The organism is Mesorhizobium sp. SEMIA396 (assembly GCF_024518615.1).
Taxonomy (GTDB): domain Bacteria; phylum Pseudomonadota; class Alphaproteobacteria; order Rhizobiales; family Rhizobiaceae; genus Mesorhizobium.
In genome coordinates, this window is sequence record NZ_JANIFC010000018.1 from 41,850 (window position 1) to 61,325 (window position 19,476).

A 19,476-nucleotide genomic window follows, 5' to 3' on the forward strand; every position below is an offset into this window, starting at 1 on the left:
GGAGGCCGGGGCACGTCATCCGGCGATCTGGCTGGTCGAGCGTTCGTGGATCGTCGCGCCGGTCTCGGCATCCATGGCCGCCAGGCTGACTTCATAACCCCAAAGCCTGCGGATGTGACGAAGCGTGGCGTCGCGGCTGGCATCCTCGAGAAGGATGCCGTCATTGACCTTGTGCTGCAGGCGCAAATGGCGGTCGCCGAGCAGATCGACATCCACCACCTGAATGTCCGGTCGGTTTGCGCCGAGGTCATAGCTGTTGGCGAGCGTGGCGCGTATCTTGGCGTAGCCGCGCTCGTCGTGGATCGAGGCGACCAGGCAATGCGGTTGGTCGGCAGCGTCGCCAAGCACAAAAAACCGCCATTTCCGGATCAAGGCCGGACTGAGGTACTGGCGGATAAAGGATTCGTCTCGATGCTCGGCCCAGGCGTCAAGCAGGACCTCGCGCCAGTTGCCCTGGCCAGCGATGTCAGGGAACCAATCGCGGTCCTCGGCCGTGGGTTTGGTCGAAATGCGCTGAATGTCCTGCATCATGTCGAGGCCGAGAGCATAGGGGTTGATGCCTGAAAAACGCGGATCGTCGAACGCCGGCTGAAAGACCACGTTGGAATGATTGCGCAGGATTTCGAGCATGGCGCCTTCGCTGATCTGGCCGCGGTCGAACAGCATGTTCATCAGCGTATAGTGCACGAACGTGGCGCAGCCCTCGTTCATCACCTGTGTTTGCCGTTGCGGGTAAAAATATTGCGCGATGACCCGAACGATCCTGATGATCTCACGCTGCCAGGGCTCCAGGACCGGGCTGTTCTTTTCCAGGAAATAGAGCAGGTTTTCCTCAGGCAGGTTTAGCGATTTCTTCCGCTCCGGGTCCTGGCCCTTGTCGTTGGCCGCTTGCTGCGAAGGCGGCAGCGTACGCCACAAGTCGTTGTAGGAGCGCTCCTCGTATTCGAGACGCTCGCGAATTCCTTCGCGCTGCCGTTCCGAAGACAGCCTCGGCGGCCGGTGATAGCGAAACACGCCCTGATCCATCAGCGCGTGGGCGGAATCGAGCACAGCCTCGACGGCGGCGAGGCCGTGCCGCTCCTCGCAACGGACTATGTAGCCCTTGGCGAAGTCCAGGTAGCCGAGGATCGCACCTGCATCCGTCCATTGTTTGAACAATTGATTGTTCTTGAAGAAATGATTGTGCCCGAGCGCTGCATGGGCCGTCACCAAGGCCTGCAGGGCCATGGTGTTTTCCTCCATCAGATAGACGATGCAGGGATTGGAATTGATGACCAGTTCATAAGCAAGCCCTCGCCCGCCCTTGCGATAGAGCAGATCCTGGTGGAGGAAATGTTTGCCGAAAGACCAGTGACGGTACATCAATGGCATGCCAATGGACGAATAGGCGTCGAGCATCTGTTGCGAGGAGATGATCTCCATCTGAACGGGATAGGTGTCCAGATGAAGCTCTTCGACCGCAAGTGCCTCGATCGCGTCATAGGCCCGCGACAATGTTTTGAAATCCCAGTCGGACCCCGAAAAAAGCAGGCTGGATTTGCTGGCTTGTCTGACCATCGGGAACCCTCATGCCCGCTTGAGGGAGACCGGCTGCCTGCCGAAAAGCTGGCGAAAGACCGGGTAGATATCGGCGGGCGTAGCGATGCGGCTCATCTGGAAGTTCGGCCATTTCTGGTCGATGGCGTTATAGGCACGCCACAGCGATGTCCCGTTTTCGGTCGAGCCGAAAATATGGGCTTCACGCTCGTCGATGATCTCGACATAGGCAAAATACTGGCACAGCCGCATGAGCTCGCCGTTGAGAAGCGAAATGCATCGCTCTGAATCGCCGGCGAAATTGTCGCCGTCCGAGGCCTGGGCAGCATAGATATTCCAGTCGTGGGCCGGGTAGCGGCTCGCGATAATACGGTGCATTTCCTCCAGCGCGGTGGAAACGACAGTGCCGCCGCTTTGGGTGTTGTAGAAAAATGTCTCCTCGTCGACCTCCTGAGCCAGGTGCGTGTGGCGGATGAAGACAATCTCGATGCGGTCGTAGCGTCGTTTCAAGAACAGGTGCAGCAAGACGAAGAAGCGCTTGGCCAGATCCTTCTCGCGCTCGCCCATGGACCCGGACACGTCCATCAGACAGAACATGACGGCATTGGCGTTCGGCACCGGCCGGGAATCGAAGCGGTTGAAGCGGATGTCGACCGGATCGACATAGGCAATGCGTCGGCGGCGTCGTTCCAGCCGGTCAAGCTCTTCGCTCAATGCCGCGATACGCTGGCGCGCGTCGGCGCTGGATGGCGCCTCCTCGAGCGAGGCGATTTCCTCGAGGATCGCATCCAGTTCGACCTGCTTGGGGCGCCTCAGCGCAATGCGGCGGCCGTGGCTGTTGCGCATCGTGCGGCCGACATTGATGTTGGTCGGCGAACCGGTGGCGGCGAAGCCCGCCCTGCGCGGCTTGAAGGCAAGGATCTCCTTGAGGTTGAGCTTGACCATGTCGGGGAGTTCGAGATCCTCGAAGAAAAGATCGAGCACTTCCTCGCGCGACAGTACGAAACGAAAGTCGTCCTCGGATGCCTTGTTTCCCGGGGACGACGCTCCCCCGCCGCCTCCGCCGGGCTTGGGGATCAGGTCTCCAGCGGAGAAATGCCTGTTGCCCGGCAAGATGTGCTGGCGCCTGCCACTGTCGCGGGCGTTGCTGAAGCTCGGCTCGCTTGTGCCTCTTTCGGGCATGCGCACGGCGTGCTCGGAATCCGCGTCGGCAATCCTGCCGGTGCGGATCTGGTCGCGTATGCTCCGCTTCAATTCCTCGCGCGCGCGTCGGAGGAAGCGCTGGCGATTGCCGAGACTCTTGTCTTTCGGGTTCAGGCGGCGGTCGATGAAGATCGGCATGGAACCATCCGGGTTCTCTAACCCGCCCTGTTCACCCGCATGTACCAGTCCACAAGGCGACGAACCTGCCGCTCGGTGTAGCCGCGCTCGACCATCCGCTGCACGAATTCATTGTGCCGCTTTTCCGTGACGCTGTCCTGCTTGGAGCCGAAACTGATCACCGGCAGGAGGTCCTCGACCTGGCCGAACATGCGTTTCTCGATGACTTCCCGCAGCTTTTCGTAACTTGTCCACGCCGGGTTGCGGCCATGGTTTCTTGCACGGGCGCGCAGCGTGAATTTCACCACCTCGTTGCGGAAGTCCTTGGGATTGGCGATGCCGGCCGGCTTTTCGACCTGTGAAAGCTCGTTGTCCAAAACCTCGCGGTTGAGGATCTGGCCGGTGTCGGGATCCTTGTAGTCCTGGTCTTCGATCCAGGCGTCGGCATAGGCGATGTAGCGGTCGAAAAGATTCTGGCCATACTCGCTGTACGATTCCAGATAGGCCTTCTGGATCTCATGACCGATGAATTCGGCATACCGCGCGGCCAGTTCGGACTTGATGAACTCCAGATAGGCGGCTTCCGTCTCCTTCGGAAACTGTTCGCGCTTGATTGCCTCCTCCAGGATGTACATGAGGTGCACGGGGTCGGCGGCCACCTCTTCGGTGTCGTAGTTGAAGGTCTGCGACAGGATCTTGAAGGCAAAGCGCGTGCTGACGCCTGCCATGCCCTCGTCGACGCCGGCGGCGTCCCGATATTCCTGAACCGACTTTGCCTTGGGGTCGACTTCCTTGAGGTTCTCGCCGTCATAGGCGCGCATCTTGGTGTAGAGCGGTGAATTGTCGTGCTCGGCCAAGCGGGTCGAGACGGTAAACCGGCTGAGGATGTCCAGCACCTCGGGAGCGCAAGGACTGGCGGCCAATTCGCTCTCCCGCAGCAGTTTCTCGTAGATCTGCCGCTCTTCGGTTATCCGCAGGCAATACGGCACCTTGACCACGAGGATGCGATCGAGAAAGGCCTCATTGTTCTTGTTGTTCTTGAACTGCAGCCATTCCGACTCGTTGGAATGGGCCACGATGATTCCCTGGTAGGGAAAAGCGCCGAAGTTTTCGGTGCCGTTGTAGCTGCCTTCCTGGGTGGCGGTCAGCAGCGGATGCAGGACCTTGATAGGCGCCTTGAACATTTCGACGAATTCAAGCAGGCCCTGGGTAGTCCGGTTCAGTCCGCCGCTATAGGAATAGGCGTCCGGATCGGATTGGCTGAAGTTTTCCAATTGCCGGATGTCCACCTTGCCGACCAGGGCCGAAACGTCCTGATTGTTCTCGTCGCCGGGCTCGGTCTTGGCGATGCCGATCTGGCGCAGTCGCGACGGCATCAGCTTGACGACGCTGAACTTGGAAATGTCGCCGGAAAGTTCGTCGAGGCGCTTGGCTGCCCATGGCGAAATGAGCCCATTCAACCGGCGTCGGGCAATGCCGTATTTGTCCTCCAGCAGGTCGCCCATGCGATCAGGATGGAAAAGACCAAGCGGCGATTCGAAAACCGGGCTGACCTGATTACCGACCTTCAGCGTGTAGATCGGGCGCTGTTCCATCAATTTCTTCAGACGCTCGGCAAGGGAGGATTTGCCACCGCCCACGGGGCCGAGCAAATAGAGGATTTGCTTGCGCTCCTCGAGCCCCTGGGACGCATAGCGAAAATAGCCGGCGATGCGCTCGATCGTGTCCTCCATGCCATAGAAATCGGCAAAGGAAGGGTACACTTTCAGGGTCCGATTGGAGAAAATGCGGCCGAGCCGCTCATCCTTGCTGGTGTCGACCAGGTTCGGCTCGCCGATCGCCTCGACCATCCGTTCAGGCGCCGAGGCATACATCGACTTGTCCTCGCGGCAGGCAAGGAGATATTGCTGGATGCTGATCTCTTCCTGCGCCGCGTTGGTGTAAATTTCCGAAAACAGATCAAAGACGTCAGACTGGTTCTCTCGCATGATGCTTTTGCCCTCGGAGCCGCTGTGGCTTCCATTCGGCTCACCTCGCATTCAACTGTCGGGGGGTACCGTTTGTTCCCTTCATGTGAAGAGGTGGCTGCGATCGTAAGATTTGAGGCCACTCCGAGATCAAGGCGCTCGGTGCGGAGCGGCATTCAGCGCGGGTAGCGGGTGTGTTGCGAATCCCTGACTGGACGGCTGGGGCCGCCGCGTGCAGTCTTGCCTCGCCAGGAGACAGTGATGATCGATCGACGAAGCCTGATCATGGCCTCGGTGGCGGCGATGCTGCCGTTGGAAGCATCGGCCGCGTCGGAAACACGCCGACCCACGCCAAAGACCTTCGACTACGGGCCGGCCAAGCTCGACATCTATGCGCCCGATGGTGCAATCGGCCTGCCGGTCGTATTTTTCGTTCATGGCGGCACCTGGCAGTTTGGCAAACGCAGTCAGGTCAACGCCAAACCGGCCTTCCTGCTCGCCAACGGCTTCTGCTTCGTCTCCATCGACTACCGCATGTTGCCGCAGGCCGATGTCGCCACCCAGGCCGGTGACGTCGAAAAGGCCTACGCCTTCATCAGGGCCAACATCGCCCGGCATGGCGGCGATCCCAACCGCATTGTCGGCATGGGCCATTCGGCCGGCTGCCATTTGATTGCGCTGACCGGCATGCGCGGCGGATTGCCCGGCATAGCTGCGCTCATTCTCGACGATACCAGGGCCTATGATCTTGCAGCACTTGCCAGGAAGGGCGGCATGGTGCGGGCCTATGCCCGCGTCTTTTCCAATCCCGCGCAATGGGCGGCACTGTCGCCGGCCAGCCATGTCGACGGCCGCAAGCACCCGCCGACGTTCATTGCCTATTCGCGCGCCCCTGGCCGCGGCGAGGACTCCAAGGCCTTTGCCGAGCGCCTGCGCGCGACGGGCACCCAGGTCACACTGTTCGACGGCAGCGCCTACACGCATATGTCGATCAATCGCGATTTCGGCGAGGACGGTGACGCGCTGACCGCTGCCGCGCTGGCATTCCTGAAATCGACGGTTGGCTGATCTTTACAGCGCTGGATCAGATCAAAAATGGCGGCGGGATATTGCTGTGCGGGCGCGCCCGGGTGCAAGTGCTCTTCGATCGTGAGCGGGAGGGAATTGCATGAACGGCGCCGATGTCCTGTGTGACGTGCTTCTGGCCAACGATGTGACGGTCTGCTTTGCCAATCCCGGCACCTCCGAAATGCATTTCGTTGCAGCACTTGACCGCAAGCCGAAAATGCGTTGCGTGCTCGGGCTGTTCGAGGGCGTGGTGACGGGTGCCGCCGATGGCTATGCGCGGATGACCGATCGGCCGGCCGCGACGCTGCTGCATACCGGTCCCGGCCTGGCCAACGGGCTCGCCAACATGCACAATGCCCGGCGTGCCTTCAGCCCGATGATCAACATCGTCGGCGACCACGCCTCTTACCATCTGCCGCTCGATGCCCCGCTCACCAGCGATATCGAGAGCCTTGCGGCGCCGATGTCCAACTGGGTCGGCCGCGTCAAGGGCCCGGCCGATATCGTGCCGGCAGCTGAAGCAGCCTTTCGCGCCTCGCTGACACCGCCCGGCGTCGCGACGATGATCCTGCCGGCGGATGCTGCCTGGGGCGCAGTCGACGCGGTTTCGGTCGGCAAGGTGAAGCTGGTGCCAGCGCCGGCCGTCGATATGGACGCCGTGCGCAAGGTCGCCGCGGCGATCCGTACCGCTCCGGGCCGGGCAGGCATGATCGTTCGCGGAAAGGCCGCACGCGCCGATGCGCTCGCCATCGCCGGGCAGATTTCGACGGGCAGCGATGTCCGCCTGTTCGGCGAGGTTCTGATCGCACGGATGCAACGCGGGCGTGGGCGTGTCGCGCCGACCCGCATCCCCTATCCGGTCGATGCGGCGATGGCTGTGCTGAGCGACGTCGATGTTCTGATCCTGGTCGGTGCGAAGGAGCCGGTTGCCTTCTTCGCCTATCCGGGGAAACCGGGACGGCTCGTGCGGGAAGGCTGCGAGGTGCTGACACTGGCCGCCCATGGCGACGATCTGCATACGGCGCTGGAGGCGCTTCGCGACGAACTTGGCATCAAGCCGTCACAACAACAGGTGCTCGCGGCCGCTTTTCCCGACGAGGCAACGCCGAACGGCAAGCTGACGGAAGATGCCATCGCGCTCTCGGTGGCGCGCAAACTGCCGGCCGATGCGATCGTTTGCGATGAAGCGGTCACCTCGGCCAGGCGTTTCTTCGCGCTGTCGGCCTTTGCAGCGCCGCACGACTACATGATGGGCACGGGCGGATCGATCGGCGGCGGCATCCCGATGGCGACCGGGGCGGCAATCGCCTGTTCGGACCGCAAGGTGATCAACCTCGAAGCCGACGGCAGCGGCATGTACACGGTACAGGGATTGTGGACGCAGGCGCGGGAAAAGCTCGACGTGGTGACGATCGTGTTTTCCAATCGAACCTATGCAATCCTGCATGGCGAGATGAAGAATGTCGGCGTGGGCGCGATCGGCGAGAACGCCAGGCGCATGCTCGACCTCGACCATCCCTCGCTCGACTGGGTGTCGCTGGCCAAAGGCATGGGCGTGGAGGCGGCTCGCGCCGATACGTGCGAGCGCTTCGAGGCGCTGCTGGACAGCGCGCTGTCACGGCGCGGGCCGTTCCTCATCGAAGCGGTGCTCTGAGCGCGGCGAAAAACGATCGGCGGAACCGAGCTACCAGCGGGTCTTTTCGCCGGGAGCCGCCGGTTCGATCGCCAGCGCGTGCACGCCGGCCTTCAATTCGTCGGCAAGCAGTTCATTGACGGCGCGGTGACGGTCGATGCGGCTCATGCCGGCAAAGGCGGAAGCGACGACGCGGACGCGAAAATGCGTCTCGCCGGTGCCGTCATAAGTGCCGTGATGGTCGGAGCCGTGATGGTGGTGGCCGGCATGGAGATGGCTCTCGTTGATGATAACCAGCCTGTCCGGCGAAAATGCCTTATTGAGCTTGTCTTCCATGGTCGCCTGTATGGACATCGCCATCTCCCTTCACCACATATCGCTGGCGTCTCGGCCTGGAAACCGAAAATCGGTTTCGCAAGGGGCCGCCGCCGAGCAACAAAATCCGCCATTCGCCTGCTTTATGCCGCGATTCAGCGGTTAGGGCGATGATCGCGAAAATGTCAATTCTTGTTTCGCATCTGCGAACGCCCCATAAATGGGTAAGATGAAGCCGTACCCCAAATATTTCGAGAAGATTCGCGTCCGCCCCGACAAGGACGCGGAGCTGAAGTCGCACTCGCCGATCTGCCAGTGGGACGGCTGCAAGGAAGCGGGCACCCATCGTGCGCCGGTCGGGCGCATGAAGGAAGGCGAGTATTTCCACTTCTGCTTTGATCATGTGCGCGAGTACAACAAGGGCTTCAACTACTTTTCCGGCGTGCCGGACACCGAGGTCGCGCGCTTCCAGAAGGAAGCCATGACCGGGCACCGGCCGACCTGGAAGATGGGCGCCAACGGGGCCTCGACGCGGTCGTCGCCCGATATGGCCCAGATGCGTTCCGGCCGCGCCGGCTACTATAACCGCATGCGCGACCCGTTCGACCTGTTCAAGGGACCGAAGGATCCGCGCGAGGCGCGCGAGCGCAAGGCCAAGCCGCTTGAGGCCAAGGCGCTGGAAACGCTTGGTCTTGATACAAAGGCGACTGGCAAGGAGATCAAGGCGCGCTATAAGGAACTGGTGAAACTGCACCATCCGGATGCGAATGGTGGCGACAGAGGTTCGGAAGACCGGTTCCGCGATGTGCTGCAGGCCTATCGCGTGCTCAAACAGGCGGGCCTGTGCTGAGCGGCCATACGGTTCGTGTCGTTTTCCAACTTTCATAAGGTTGGAAAAGGCTCTAAGACCGCCCCCGGACAAAATCGATTGCCGGCGAAATCAGACGTTTCGCCCGTGGAGACGTTGAGAGATATGAACAAGGTCGATCGTGACATCGCCAACCTGCCCGACACGACGGTGTCGGTGAAGGAGAAATTCGGCTTCGAGTCCAAGATGGTGGTGCCGGCCTATTCGGTGACATCGGAGCATGTGCCGGACATCGATCCGGACTATCTGTTCGACAAGAACACGACGATGGCGATCCTTGCGGGCTTTGCCTACAACCGCCGCGTCATGGTGTCGGGCTATCACGGCACCGGCAAGTCGACCCATATCGAACAGGTCGCCGCTCGCCTCAACTGGCCTTGCGTGCGCGTCAACCTCGACAGCCATGTCAGCCGTATCGATCTCGTCGGCAAGGACGCGATCGTCGTCAAGGACGGTTTGCAGATCACCGAATTCCGCGACGGCATCCTGCCCTGGGCCTACCAGCACAATGTCGCGCTGTGCTTCGACGAGTACGATGCCGGCCGTCCGGATGTGATGTTCGTCATCCAGCGCGTGCTGGAATCGTCGGGCCGGCTGACGCTGCTCGACCAGAGCCGGGTCATTCGCCCGCATCCGGCCTTCCGGCTGTTCTCGACCGCAAACACGGTCGGCCTTGGCGACACCACCGGCCTCTATCACGGCACCCAGCAGATCAACCAGGCGCAGATGGACCGCTGGTCGATCGTCACCACGCTGAACTATTTGCCGCACGACAACGAAGTCGCCATCGTGCTGGCCAAGGCCAAGCACTATCGCGACGGCAAGGGCAAGGACATCGTCAACAAGATGGTGCGCGTCGCCGACATGACGCGCTCGGCCTTCATCAACGGCGATCTGTCGACCGTGATGAGCCCGCGCACCGTGATCACCTGGGCCGAGAATGCCGAGATATTCGGCAATATCGGCATGGCGTTCCGGCTGACCTTCCTCAACAAGTGCGACGAACTGGAGCGCTCGGTGGTGGCCGAGTTCTATCAGCGCGCCTTCGGCGAGGATCTGCCCGAGAGCGCCGCCAACGTGGTGCTGGGCTAAGCAGGGTCTCGATGGCGGGTCCGGGCGACAACACGCGCAACAAGTCGAAGACGGGGTCTGAAGCCGATAGCTTCAAGCGTGCCGTTACCGTCTGCATGCGCGCCATTGCCGGCGACAAGGAACTGGAGGTCGGTTTCGCCAAGGACCGGCCGGCGCTCGCCGGCAGCCGCGCGCGCTTGCCGGAGCTGCCCAAGAAGGCATCGAAGACCGATATTGCGATCACCCGCGGCCTCGGCGATTCCATGGCGCTGAAGCGCGCCTGCCATGATGTGCGCATCCACACCAAGCTGGCGCCGGAAGGCAAGGCGGCCCGCGCCATCTATGACGCGGTCGAGCAGGCTCGCGTCGAGGCGATAGGCTCACGCGCCATGCAGGGCGTCGCCGACAATATCGGCTCGATGCTGGAGGACAAATACGCCAAGGCCAACCTCGTCGACATCAAGGACAAGGCCGACGCGCCGATCGAGGAAGCTCTTGCCCTGATGGTGCGCGAGAAGCTGACCGGCCGCCCGGTCCCGAAAAGCGGCGAGCGGCTGGTCGAACTTTGGCGCCCCTGGGTCGAGGAGAAGGCCAAGGCCGACCTCGACGGATTGTCGGCCAAGCTCGGCGACCAGCAGGCGTTCGCCCGGGTCGTGCGCGAGATGCTCGCCTCCATGGAGATGGCCGAGGAACTCGGCGACGACCAGGAGACGGAAGATTCCGAGGACAATGACGACAACCAGCCGCAAGGCGAGGAGCAGAGCGAGGAGGGTGGCGAAGAGGATTCCGGCTCCGAGCAGTCGCAGTCCGAGGATGCCGAAGCTTCCGCCGATGACGAACAGTCGGCCGAGACGGAAGCCTCCGACGCCACCGCCGACGATCTGTCCGACGATGACGACGCCGATGCCGAAACACCCGGCGAGGCGCGCCGCAACGACAATCCCTTCACCAATCTGCCGAAGGAGATCGACTACAAGGTCTTCACCACGGCTTTCGACGAGACGGTCGGCGCCGAGGAGCTGTGCGAAGAGGAAGAACTCGACCGGCTGCGCGCCTTCCTCGACAAGCAACTGGCCAATCTGTCCGGCGTCGTTGGGCGGCTGGCCAACCGGCTACAGCGCCGGCTGATGGCACAACAGAACCGCTCCTGGGATTTCGACCTGGAAGAAGGTTACCTCGACCCGGCAAGGCTGGTGCGGGTCGTCATTGACCCGATGCAGCCGCTGTCGTTCAAGCAGGAGCGCGACACCAAATTTCGCGACACGGTGGTGACGCTGGTGCTCGACAATTCCGGCTCGATGCGCGGCCGGCCGATCACGGTCGCCGCCACCTGCGCCGACATATTGGCGCGCACGCTGGAGCGTTGCGGTGTCTCGGTCGAGATCCTCGGCTTCACGACACGGGCGTGGAAGGGCGGGCAGGCGCGCGAGAAATGGCTGAAGGATGGCAAGCCGCCGAATCCTGGCCGGCTCAACGATCTGCGCCACATCATCTACAAGTCCGCCGACCATCCATGGCGGCGGGCACGGCGCAATCTCGGCCTGATGATGCGCGAAGGCCTGCTCAAGGAAAATATCGACGGCGAGGCGCTGCTGTGGGCGCACAACCGGCTGATCGCCCGGCCCGAGCAGCGCAAGATCCTGATGATGATCTCGGACGGCGCGCCGGTCGACGATTCGACGCTGTCGGTCAATCCGGGCAACTATCTCGAGCGCCATCTGCGCGCCGTCATCGAGCTGATCGAGACGCGTTCGCCGGTGGAACTGCTGGCCATCGGCATCGGCCACGACGTCACGCGCTACTACCGCCGCGCTGTCACCATCGTCGATGCCGAGGAACTGGCCGGCGCCATGACCGAGCAACTGGCTTCGCTGTTCGCCGAGGAAAGCGCGAAGGATACGCGACGCGGCGGTGGTATGCGGCGCGCCGGATGATTTCCAGGCGCGGCGGGTTTCGGCAGACGCTTTTCGCCGCCATCGCCCTGCTTTCCGGCGTGGCTTCGGCGGCAGCCGGTTCGGCTGACTCTGGTTCTGTCGAACCGGTCGAAATCTCGGCCCGCCCGATCACCCAATTCCACATTGGCCGTGCCGACAAGCAGTTCGGCGCTTTCGAATTCGTCGGCGGGCTGGAGATGACCTCGCCGACACGCGATTTCGGCGCGCTGTCAGCCTTCCGCTTCCTGACAGCCGGCGGTGACTTCATCGGCGTTGCCGACACCGGCTTCTGGTTCTTCGGCACGGTGGTCCGCGACGCGGAAAAGCGACCCTCCGGCATCCAGAATTTCCGCATGCAGCAGATGGTCGACCAGACCGGCCGGCCGATCGACAGGAAATGGGAGGTCGATGCGGAAGGTCTCGCGGTCAAGGACGGCATCGCCACCGTCGGCTTCGAGCGCAGCCACCGCGTCGCCCAGTTCAAGATCGATCCCAACGACATGAAGGCGCCGTTCAAGCCGCTGGATTTCGTCGTGCCGGCCCGCGAGCTGCGCCAGAATCGCGGCTTCGAGACCGTCACCCACGCCAATGCCAACGGCCAGCATGAGGGCGGCCTGGTCGTGGTCTCCGAGAAGAGCCTGGACAAGGCCGGCAACATCTATGCCGCCATCATCGATGGGCCGCACAAGGGCGTCTTCACCGTCAAGCGCAATGGCGATTTCGACATCACCGACGGCGCCTTCCTGCCCGATGGTGATCTGTTGCTTCTGGAGCGCAGTTTCTCGATGGCCAGCGGCGTCAAGATGCGGCTGCGGCGCATCTACGGCGAAAGCGTCGAGAAGGGCGCGGTCGCCGACGGGCCGGTGCTGCTGGAGGCCGACATGGACTACCAGATCGACAATATGGAAGGGCTCGACGTCTGGAGCCGCGACGACGGCGCGCTGATGGTGTCGCTGATCTCGGACGACAACCACTCGATCCTGCAGCGCAACCTCTATCTGGAATTCATTCTCCACCAGGATTGAGCCAGCCGGCTTACGTCCTGTTGGCGATCCAGATGACATGGCGGGCGCCGCGCTTGCCGTTGGCGCGCGTACTGACCTCTTCGACCGCGAAGCCTGCCTGCTTCAGCCGCCGCGTGAAGCCGCTGTCGGGGCCTTGCGACCACACCGCCAGCACGCCGCCGGGTTTCAGGGCGCTGCGTGCGGCTGCGAGGCCTTGCACGCTGTAAAGTGCGTTGTTGGATTTGTGGACGATGCCTTCCGGGCCGTTGTCGACATCGAGCAGGATGGCGTCCCAGGCCGCGGGCCGCGACCGGATCAACTGCCCGACATCGGTTTCCTGGATGGTGACGCGAGGATCGTCGAGACAGCCGTCAAAGATTTCGGCCATCGGGCCACGTGCCCAGGCGACGACGGCGGGCACCAGTTCGGCGACGACAATTCCGGCATCATTGGCCAATTCTGTGAGTGCGGCGCGCAAGGTAAAACCCATGCCAAGCCCACCGATCAGGATTGTGGGCCGGCTATGGCCGGCAATCCGCTCACAGGACAGTTTTGCCAGCGCTTCCTCGGAACCGCTGAGGCGGCTGTTCATGAGCTCGTTGGTGCCCAGCATGATCGAGAATTCGGTGCCGCGCCGCTTGAGGCGAAGTTCTTGTCCGCCGTCCGGGGTCTTTGCCGAATCGAGCTGAACCCACGGGATCATGATCTTTGTCCGACCATGATCTTTTCCGAAAATCGGGTCCCACTTTTCGGGATCATGGTTTAAGCCGCAACCGCGGGCTGGCTCCAGCGGGCCGCGAGCAGACGGTAGGGGATCAACGCCACCACGGCGATGATCAGCTTCACGCTGAGGTCGCCCAGCGCCCAGGAGATCCAACGCATCGCGTCGACATGGAACACGCCCATCAAGGGTGCGTTTTCCAACGCAAAGCCGTCGTTGGGACCAGCGAAGGCAAAGGCGGCCGAGAACGCGACGGTGAAGAACACGGCTGTGTCGAACACCGACCCGACCAGCGTGCCGACGATCGGCGCCCGCCACCAGCTCTGGCGGCGCAGCCGGTTGAAGACAGTCACATCGAGCAATTGCGCGGCAAGGAACGCCGCTCCGGACGCGGCCGCGATCCGCACCAGCCGGTCGGCGGCGGTCTCGAATTCGATCAGGCCGTGACGGAACAGGAAGGGCGGGACAAGGATCGAGCAGATCACCGCCGTCATGAAGCCGACAAAGACGATCCGGCGCGCCACAGTGGGGCCGTAACGGCGGTTGGCGAGGTCGGTGACCAGAAACGAGAAGGGATAGGTGAAGGCCCCCCAGGTCAGAAGGTCGGCCAGCGAGAGGCCGCCGATCTGGCCCTGCATCGGGAATTGCACGAGAATGTTCGATGCCACGACGACAAGCGTCATGGCGGCCACGAAGGGCAAGTATCGCGAGAAGAAAGTCATTTTTTTATCCTGGGTAATGGAACCAGCGGAACGTATTCCGAAATCGGATTACGCTAGCTTCGTAATTTAAGCATCGGGTTGCCGAAACCTTGCGGCTTCGATCCGATGCCTAGGCCAACAAGAGGTTGGCCAGGGCGGTCGTCCCCCGCCTTTGAACTGTTTTAAGCGGCAGCCTGTTCGGCGGTCTTCTTGGCGATCTGCTTCTTCAGCAAACGGGCGCGCTGCGACAATTCCTTGACGTCGGCCTTGGCCAGGAAGGCGTCGAGGCCGCCGCGATGTTCGACCGAACGCAGCGCGTTGGCCGAAATGCGAAGACGCACGTTCTGGTTCAGCGCTTCCGAAATCAGCGTCACATTGACGAGGTTCGGCAGGAAGCGACGCTTGGTCTTGTTGTTGGCGTGGCTCACATTGTTGCCGGACATGACTGCCTTGGCAGTGAGTTCGCAGGTGCGGGACATTGTTCTAACCTTCAGTTCTCGGGGTCTGCCAAACACTCAAGCCCACGCCGGGTGGCGCGCGGTTCTGGTCAGGCGGCCTTATGGAAAAAGTTGGCGTTCCATAGTTGCATTTCGCCGAGGCGTCAAGCTCCAGCTTGCCTGCGGACACGCCCGGCATTTCATATTAAGGCCGGAATTCATCCTATAAGCGGTTCCATAGGGACATGCCAGACCGGAGTTGCCCGCCTCCGGCCGAAAATCAAGGACCCGATCCCGCCATGCTTCGTTCGCCACATGCCCTTGTTGCCATGCTTGCCATAGCTTTGCCGTCCGCCGCGTCTGCTGCCTCGCCGCAGTCGTTCAAGGGCGAGTACACAGTGTCGTTCCTCGGCCTTTCGATAGCGAAATCAACGTTTTCCAGCCGCTATGAGAACGGCGCCTACGCGATCCAAGGCAGTGTCACCGCAGCCGGCCTCGCCAAGCTGTTCGACGATACGCGCGGCACGATCTCATCCAAAGGCACGATCGCGGGCAAGAAAATGGTGCCGCAGGCATTCCGCGCCGATTACACCTCCGGCAAGAAGGCATCGGTTGTCGATATCCGCTTTGCCAATGGCAGGGTCACCTCGACGAAGGTCGTGCCGGCGCCGGGCAAACGCGACCCCAAGAACTGGGTACCGCTCGGTGCCGGCGACCTGACGTCGGTGCTCGATCCCATGGCCGCCACCGTCATTCATGCCGACAGTCTCGACCAGGTCTGCGGCCGCACGGTGAAGTTCTATGACGGCGAGATGCGTGCCGACCTGACGTTGACCTACGCGTCGAAAGGCACGATCTCGGTCCCGGGCTACAAGGGCGACACCGTCACCTGCCAGATGGGCTTCGAGCCGGTGGCGGGTTATCGCAAGGGCCGCAAGGCGCTCAACTATCTCAAGAACAAAAGCCGCATGATGGTGACGTTTGCACCGCTCGGCCAAACCGGCGTATATGCGCCGATCCGTGCCACGGTGGGCACGCAGATCGGCACCTTGACCATCAGCGCCGGGCGTTTCGAAGCCGTACAATAGCCAGGCGCGGAATTGGCGCGCCACTGGAGACAGAATGGGGCGCGCAACACTGATCGGCTTTTCGGCGGTCGCCATGTGGGCGTTGCTCGCACTGCTCACCGATGCGTCGGGCCAGGTGCCGCCGTTCCTCTTGTCGGCGATCACCTTCTCGATCGGCACCGGGGTCGGGCTCATCGCGCGGCTGTTCATGCCGGCACCCGACAAGAGCCAGAAGATACCGCCGCAGGTGTGGCTGATCGGCATTGCCGGCCTGTTCGGCTACCACTTCTTCTATTTCACCGCGCTGCGCAATGCGCCGGCGGTGGAGGCGAGCCTGATCGCCTATCTGTGGCCGCTGCTGATCGTGCTCGGCTCGGCGCTGATGCCGGGCGAAAAACTGGCGTGGAACCATGTCGTCGGCGCGCTGCTCGGCCTTGCCGGCACCGTGCTGATCGTCACCAAGGGTGGCGGGCTGGCCTTCGACGCCCGCTATTCCTTCGGCTATGCCATGGCTGCCGTCTGCGCCGTCCTGTGGTCGTCCTATTCGTTGTTGTCGCGGCGCTTCCCGTCGGTGCCGACCAGCATCGTCACCTGGTTCTGCGCAGCGACCGCGGTGCTGTCGCTCGCCTGCCACCTGGCGCTGGAACAGACCGTTCTGCCCGTCGGCGCCGGTCAGTGGCTGGCGGTGCTTGGTCTTGGCCTCATGCCGGTGGGCGCTGCCTTCTATGCCTGGGACATCGGCGTCAAACGCGGCAACATCCAGGTGCTGGGTGCCGCAAGCTACGCCGCACCGCTGTTGTCGACGCTGGTGCTGATCGCGGCCGGCGTCGCCGAGCCGTCGCTGCGCATCCTCGCCGCCTGCGTGCTCATCACCGGTGGCGCGGTGCTCGCCGCAAAATCCCTGTTCCTGCGCAAGCCTGCGGCGACCGAGAGCCGAGCCGGGTCATCCGAAGGCGGAGCCCAGGGCATCCAAAGGCGGAGCCGGGCATGACGATGCCGTTTGCGGGCGGCATCGACGCCAATGCCAATGCGACACTGATCTTTTCGCTGGCGGCGGCGGTGATCTATGCGTTCACGCTAGGCATGCCGCCGACGCTCGCCCGCTCGGCGGCAAAGACGCTTGCCGTGGCGATGCTTGCCGTGCTGGCCGGACTGCAGGGCGGCCCGCTGCTGCTGGTCGCCGCGCTCGCACTCAGCGCCGCTGGCGACGCCTTCCTGTCGCGCGACGGCGAAAAGGCCTTTCTCGGCGGGCTGGCCAGTTTTCTCGTCGCCCACATCGTCTATGTCGCGCTGTTCCTGCGCAGCGGTGGCGGATTGGGAGTGCTTGGCGCCGAGCCGTGGCGCGGAGCGATCGGGCTCGCCATGGCGGTGTTCGTGGTCATCATGCTGGCGGCGCTGTGGCGTCGCGTCGGTCCCGGCCTGGGTATCCCGATCACCGTCTATATCGCCGCGATCCTGGCAATGGGCATCTCGGCGCTGACAACAAGCAATATGTGGGTGATCGGTGGCGCCGTGCTGTTCATGGTATCGGACGGGCTGCTCGCCACCGAGAAATTCCTTGTCGCCGCCATCTCGCCCCACCGCGCCTGGATGCGCTTCGCCGTCTGGGCGCTGTACTACGCCGCCCAGCTCGCGACGACACTTGGGTTCCTGCTAAATTTGGGTTCTTATTGAGTTAGGGTTGTTTCGGCTGCCAGCCGGGTTCGGCCAGCTCAAAGGCGGCAAACTCGAAGCCCGGCGCGACGGTGCAGCCGACCAGCGTCCATTCGCCCAGGCTGCGCGCCGACTGCCACCAGCCTACCGGCACGACGATCTGAGGCCGCTCACCGGCTGCGAGATCGATGCCGAGCACCTGCTCCACAACGGTACTGCCTTCCTCCCACATCGCCAGTGCCAGCGGGGCGCCGGCATGGAAATGCCAGACCTCGGCGGCGTCCTTGACCCGGTGCCAGGCCGAAACCTGATGCTCCTCAAGCAGGAAATAGATGGCCGTCGAATGGCCGCGCGCGCCGCCAGTGCCATCGCGAAAGGTCTCGGCATACCAGCCGCCTTCCGGGTGCGGCTTCAGCCCGAGCGTCGCGATAATTTCTGCGGAGCTGGTCATGGCGACGATACCACCGGGCCTAGAAATTGTCCTTGCGCTTGCGGATTTCGGCAAAGACCTCGGCGTCCGAAGCTTTCTCCAGCCCCAGATGCTTGCGGATCGCCGGATCGTGCCAGCGCAGGAAGGGATTGGTCGACAGCTCCTCGCCGATCGTCGTCGGCAGCGTCGGCTTGTCGGCGGCGCGCAGCTTTTCGATCCTGGCGGCGCGTTCCTTCAATGCCGAATTGGTCGGGTCGACGGTCAGCGCGAAACGGGCGTTGGAGAGCGTATATTCGTGGCCGCAATAGATGGCCGTTTCAGCCGGAAGTGCAGCCAGCTTCTTCAGCGATTCATACATCACCGGCGGCTTGCATTCGAACAGCCGTCCGCAACCCAGCGCAAACAGCGTGTCGGCGGTGAACGCCACACCCGAAACCGGCAAATAGTAGGAAACGTGGCCGGCGGTGTGGCCGGGCGTGGCGATGACTTCGATCTTTTCATCGCCAAGATGGAGAACCGAGCCGTCTTCGACGGTCTCGTCGATGCCGGGGATCTTGGCCTTTTCCGCTTCCGGGCCGACGATGCGCAGCTTGAAGCGCTCCTTCAGCGCCAGATTGGCCTCGACGTGATCCATGTGATGATGCGTGGTCAGGATCGTCGTCGGCGTCCAGCCGGTGCGCTTTATCGCTGCCAGGATAGGCGCTTCCTCGGGCGCGTCGATGATCGCGGTCTGGCCGCTTTTGGGATCATGCACCAGCACGCCGAAATTGTCGCTGCGGCACATGAACTGTTCGATTTCGACCGGCATCGCATCTCTCCGTTTATGGCCGCAGACATAGGGCGCCGGCGCGTGGATGTCATCCCGGATGTCGAATGACATCTCGGAATGTCGGGTCGTCGCGGCCTTTTGTTGAAACCCGCCGATATCACGGCTACATCCCTGCCATGCATTCCGACATCGTCGATCTTCGCTCCTTCTATTCGACAACGCTCGGCCGGTTCGCCGAGCGTTCGATCACCATGGCGTTGTCGTCGATATGGGCGGTCGTGCCCAACGAGCGGCTGGTTGGTCTGGGTTACACCTTGCCCTGGCTGGAGCGGTTCGGCACCGATGCCGAGCGGGTCTTTGCCTTCATGCCGGCAACGCAAGGCGCGGTGGTGTGGCCGGCGACAGGGCCGACGGCGACGGCACTGGTCTTCGACGAGGAACTGCCGCTGGTCGATTCCTGCATCGACCGCATGCTGCTCGTCCATTCGCTCGAACATGTCGAGAACCCGCGTGAGACGCTGAACGAGATCTGGCGCGTGCTGTCGCCGGCTGGCCGGGTGGTCATCGTCGTGCCCAACCGGCGCGGTGTCTGGGCGCGCTTCGAGCACACCCCATTCGGCAATGGCCGGCCCTTTTCGCGCGGCCAGCTCACCGAATTGCTGCGCGAGGCCAATTTTACGCCCGCCGCCTGGTCCGATGCGCTGTTCTTTCCGCCGTCGAAGCGCCGTTTCATGATGCGCTTCCACAATGTGCTGGAGCGCGCCGGCCGGCGGCTGTGGCCGATCTTTTCCGGCGTCATCGTCGTCGAGGCGCAGAAACGGCTCTATCAAGGCGTGCCCGTCGTCCAGCGCGCCTCGCGCCGCGTCTTCGTGCCGGTGCTGTCGCCGCATGGCGCCACCCGGCTTGGCCGTCGCAAAGCCGATGCCAAGCCCTCGGCTGCGCGGGTGACGGCTTCGTGATCACGGCAAACGTGCCTGACCTC

Annotated in this window: 19 protein-coding genes; 10 read left to right on the forward strand and 9 right to left on the reverse strand. The window is 62.7% G+C overall.

Features of this window, described 5'->3' with window-relative positions:
- Nucleotides 1-15 precede the first annotated feature (15 nt).
- Genes NP503_RS31050 through NP503_RS31060 form a run of 3 tightly spaced genes read right to left on the reverse strand, consistent with a single transcriptional unit; the run spans nt 16 to nt 4,844 of the window.
- A complete protein-coding gene (locus NP503_RS31050; RefSeq protein ID WP_127271937.1) occupies nt 16-1,557 on the reverse strand; it encodes a SpoVR family protein in 1,542 nt (513 codons plus the stop codon).
- A gap of 9 nt (nt 1,558-1,566) precedes the next feature.
- Entirely contained in the window at nt 1,567-2,877 is a 1,311-nt protein-coding gene (locus NP503_RS31055; protein ID WP_127271935.1) for a YeaH/YhbH family protein, read from the reverse strand.
- A 17-nt stretch (nt 2,878-2,894) separates the two neighbouring features.
- Nucleotides 2,895-4,844 (reverse strand): PrkA family serine protein kinase, encoded by a 1,950-nt coding sequence (locus NP503_RS31060; protein WP_013529362.1) that lies wholly within the window; start codon nt 4,842-4,844, stop codon nt 2,895-2,897.
- Nucleotides 4,845-5,084: 240 nt separating this feature from the next.
- Between NP503_RS31060 and NP503_RS31065 the strand changes: the two genes are divergently transcribed.
- Together NP503_RS31065 and NP503_RS31070 are read left to right on the forward strand one after the other, a co-directional pair.
- Nucleotides 5,085-5,891 carry an alpha/beta hydrolase gene (locus tag NP503_RS31065; RefSeq protein WP_127266965.1) on the forward strand — a complete coding sequence of 269 codons (807 nt, stop codon included), beginning with the start codon at nt 5,085-5,087 and terminating at the stop codon, nt 5,889-5,891.
- Between the two features lie 100 nt (nt 5,892-5,991).
- Nucleotides 5,992-7,545 (forward strand): acetolactate synthase large subunit, encoded by a 1,554-nt coding sequence (locus tag NP503_RS31070; protein ID WP_127266964.1) that lies wholly within the window; start codon nt 5,992-5,994, stop codon nt 7,543-7,545.
- 30 nt (nt 7,546-7,575) lie between these two features.
- Here the strand turns inward: NP503_RS31070 and NP503_RS31075 are convergent, their stop codons facing one another.
- The gene (locus NP503_RS31075) at nt 7,576-7,878 is read right to left on the reverse strand and encodes a BolA family transcriptional regulator (protein WP_013529365.1); all 303 of its coding nucleotides are present in this window, start codon (nt 7,876-7,878) and stop codon (nt 7,576-7,578) included.
- 181 nt (nt 7,879-8,059) lie between these two features.
- Between NP503_RS31075 and NP503_RS31080 the strand changes: the two genes are divergently transcribed.
- From NP503_RS31080 to NP503_RS31095, 4 genes are all read left to right on the forward strand, one after another.
- A complete protein-coding gene (locus NP503_RS31080; RefSeq protein ID WP_013529366.1) occupies nt 8,060-8,689 on the forward strand; it encodes a J domain-containing protein in 630 nt (209 codons plus the stop codon).
- Nucleotides 8,690-8,812: 123 nt separating this feature from the next.
- Nucleotides 8,813-9,799: a cobaltochelatase subunit CobS gene (gene cobS / locus NP503_RS31085; protein ID WP_013529367.1), complete on the forward strand. Its 987-nt coding sequence runs from the start codon at nt 8,813-8,815 to the stop codon at nt 9,797-9,799.
- 11 nt (nt 9,800-9,810) lie between these two features.
- A complete protein-coding gene (gene cobT / locus NP503_RS31090; RefSeq protein ID WP_013529369.1) occupies nt 9,811-11,712 on the forward strand; it encodes a cobaltochelatase subunit CobT in 1,902 nt (633 codons plus the stop codon).
- A complete protein-coding gene (locus NP503_RS31095; RefSeq protein ID WP_127266963.1) occupies nt 11,709-12,737 on the forward strand; it encodes an esterase-like activity of phytase family protein in 1,029 nt (342 codons plus the stop codon). The genes cobT and NP503_RS31095 overlap by 4 nt, the downstream gene beginning before the upstream one ends.
- Before the next feature lie 10 nt (nt 12,738-12,747).
- Here the strand turns inward: NP503_RS31095 and NP503_RS31100 are convergent, their stop codons facing one another.
- From NP503_RS31100 to rpmB, 3 genes are all read right to left on the reverse strand, one after another.
- Nucleotides 12,748-13,419 (reverse strand): hypothetical protein, encoded by a 672-nt coding sequence (locus NP503_RS31100; protein ID WP_127266962.1) that lies wholly within the window; start codon nt 13,417-13,419, stop codon nt 12,748-12,750.
- A gap of 59 nt (nt 13,420-13,478) precedes the next feature.
- Nucleotides 13,479-14,159: a queuosine precursor transporter gene (locus tag NP503_RS31105; RefSeq protein WP_127266961.1), complete on the reverse strand. Its 681-nt coding sequence runs from the start codon at nt 14,157-14,159 to the stop codon at nt 13,479-13,481.
- Nucleotides 14,160-14,320: 161 nt separating this feature from the next.
- Nucleotides 14,321-14,617, reverse strand: coding sequence for a 50S ribosomal protein L28 (rpmB, locus tag NP503_RS31110; protein WP_013529373.1), 297 nt, complete (start codon nt 14,615-14,617; stop codon nt 14,321-14,323).
- Between the two features lie 257 nt (nt 14,618-14,874).
- Between rpmB and NP503_RS31115 the strand changes: the two genes are divergently transcribed.
- From NP503_RS31115 to NP503_RS31125, 3 genes are read left to right on the forward strand one after another with little or no spacing between them, the layout of a single operon-like run.
- A complete protein-coding gene (locus NP503_RS31115; protein WP_127266960.1) occupies nt 14,875-15,663 on the forward strand; it encodes a DUF3108 domain-containing protein in 789 nt (262 codons plus the stop codon).
- Between the two features lie 34 nt (nt 15,664-15,697).
- Nucleotides 15,698-16,633 carry a DMT family transporter gene (locus NP503_RS31120; RefSeq protein WP_127266959.1) on the forward strand — a complete coding sequence of 312 codons (936 nt, stop codon included), beginning with the start codon at nt 15,698-15,700 and terminating at the stop codon, nt 16,631-16,633.
- Nucleotides 16,630-17,316 carry a lysoplasmalogenase gene (locus tag NP503_RS31125; protein WP_127266958.1) on the forward strand — a complete coding sequence of 229 codons (687 nt, stop codon included), beginning with the start codon at nt 16,630-16,632 and terminating at the stop codon, nt 17,314-17,316. The genes NP503_RS31120 and NP503_RS31125 overlap by 4 nt, the downstream gene beginning before the upstream one ends.
- 1 nt (nt 17,317) lies before the next feature.
- On the opposite strand, the gene NP503_RS31130 is transcribed toward NP503_RS31125, so the two are convergent.
- Complete coding sequence (locus NP503_RS31130) at nt 17,318-17,746, reverse strand: cupin domain-containing protein (RefSeq protein ID WP_127266957.1); 429 nt, start codon at nt 17,744-17,746, stop codon at nt 17,318-17,320.
- 19 nt (nt 17,747-17,765) lie between these two features.
- Nucleotides 17,766-18,533: a hydroxyacylglutathione hydrolase gene (gene gloB / locus NP503_RS31135; RefSeq protein WP_127271095.1), complete on the reverse strand. Its 768-nt coding sequence runs from the start codon at nt 18,531-18,533 to the stop codon at nt 17,766-17,768.
- 137 nt (nt 18,534-18,670) lie between these two features.
- Between gloB and NP503_RS31140 the strand changes: the two genes are divergently transcribed.
- The gene (locus NP503_RS31140; protein WP_127268371.1) at nt 18,671-19,453 is read left to right on the forward strand and encodes a class I SAM-dependent methyltransferase; all 783 of its coding nucleotides are present in this window, start codon (nt 18,671-18,673) and stop codon (nt 19,451-19,453) included.
- The last annotated feature ends 23 nt before the right edge of the window (nt 19,454-19,476 follow it).